Here is a 1,617-nt window from a genome sequence, read left to right on the forward strand (position 1 = left end):
CCCGCCGGGCGGCGAGCCGCCGCCCCCATCCGGCGGTCCGGGCCCGGGCGTTCACGGCACCGCCTTCGGCGGGACGAACCGCTCGCGCGGGGCCTCGGCCGACTGGACCACGGTCGGGGCGAGGAACGGGACCACCGACGGCGCGGTCAGCCGGACCGTCACCCGGACCAGGACCGGGGAGCTGCCGTCCGTGCGCACGTCGTACCCGCGGACGTCCTGCCGGTCGAGGAAGTCCTCGGCCTGCGACTTCGCCGCCGCGTCCTTGACCTCGTCGCGCTGGTCGCCCTGCACCCGCCCGGCGTCGACGCCCTCCCGGGCGGCGGTGAGCGCGACCTGGCGGTAGTACCACACCATCGCCACGTCGACCACGAGCAGGATCAGCACCAGGACGACCGGGAAGACGATGGCCAGGCTCAGGCTCACCGCTCCCCGGTCGCCTCGGCGACGGGGCCGTTCGATCACGTGGCCGCACCCGCTCCGGGCAGGTTCGGGTCCTGCTCGACCTTCTTCACGACCTTGTCCTTCAGCGCGTACAGGGCCACCGCGACGGCCCCCGCGACGAAGACCAGCGCGATGATGGCGAGGGCGAGCTCGATGCTGATCGCACCGCGGTCGCCGCGGGCCCGGGCGGCCTTCACCCGGCCGACCCGGAACTGGAAGAGCAGCAGGGCGAACTGGACGGGCAGCAGGGTCGGCCGGAGCAACCGGCCGGCCAGGGACTTGAGCTGGTGGGACATCAGGGGACTCCCGGGGTTGGGTGCGGTGTCGTCCGCTCGCGCTGCCGCATCGACGTCAGGCGAGCATCTGGTGGAGGGCGGGGAAGACGATCAGGACGGTCATCAGCAGGGTCAGGGCGGCGCCGGGGGCGACCATCCGCTCGCTGTCGGCGTTGGCCCGGGCCAGGTCCTCGGCGAGCAGTTCGCCGCGCAGGCCCTTGGCGCGGGCCCGCAGGGTGTCGTAGACGGCGGCGCCGTCGGTGCCGGAGAGCCGCATGATGTCGGCGACGTCCTGCAACGGCGTCAGGCCGAGCTCCACGGCGAGCGCGTCCAGCCCGGCCCAGGGCGGCAGCCGGTCGGTGGCGGCGCGGTCCAGGGCGTCCCGGATCCGGCCGAAGACGGTGCCGCGGCCGACCGACGCGGCGCGGCGCAGCGCCTCGGCCGGGCCGAGGTCGGCGGCCCGCTCCAGCGCGACCAGCTCCAGGTAGGCGGCGATCCCGTGCAGGTACTCGGTGCGCGCCTCCTTGGCCTCGCCGCGCACGATGGCGTCCGGGACGAACCAGAAGAGCCCGGCCAGCAGCGGTCCGACCAGCAGCGGAAGGGCGAACGGCAGTCCCATGTCCAGGAGCGCCGCGGTCGCCCCCAGGTACGCCGGGAGGACGAGGCCGACCAGGGCGAACAGCAGCTTGTGCGCCATGAACCGGGCCGGGCTGCGGCCGATCAGCGACAGCTCGCGGTGCGGGATGCGCACCCCGCGCAGGCCGAGCGAGCGCTCGCCGATCCGGTCGAACCAGCGCGGCCGCTCGTCCGGATCGACCACCCGCTCGGCGGGGGTGCGGTGCAGCCGCTCCAGCGCTTGGCCCAGGGCGGGCGGGGCGGGCCGGAGTTTGGGGACCCGCAG

At 75.2% G+C, this 1,617-nt stretch carries 3 protein-coding genes; all 3 read right to left on the reverse strand.

What is annotated here, in order from left to right; all coding sequences use genetic code 11:
* Positions 1–51: 51 nt before the first annotated feature.
* A complete protein-coding gene (locus MCM47_RS40400) occupies positions 52–423 on the reverse strand; it encodes a TadE/TadG family type IV pilus assembly protein (RefSeq protein ID WP_238862544.1) in 372 nt (123 codons plus the stop codon).
* 35 nt (positions 424–458) lie between these two features.
* The gene (locus MCM47_RS40405; RefSeq protein WP_238862543.1) at positions 459–737 is read right to left on the reverse strand and encodes a hypothetical protein; all 279 of its coding nucleotides are present in this window, start codon (positions 735–737) and stop codon (positions 459–461) included.
* A 55-nt stretch (positions 738–792) separates the two neighbouring features.
* Positions 793–1,617, reverse strand: an 825-nt coding sequence (locus tag MCM47_RS40410) for a hypothetical protein (RefSeq protein WP_238951798.1), incomplete at its 5' end; no start/stop codon positions are given.

It is taken from the genome of Kitasatospora sp. A2-31 (assembly GCF_022288725.1).
In the GTDB taxonomy this organism is placed as follows: Bacteria; Actinomycetota; Actinomycetes; order Streptomycetales; family Streptomycetaceae; genus Kitasatospora.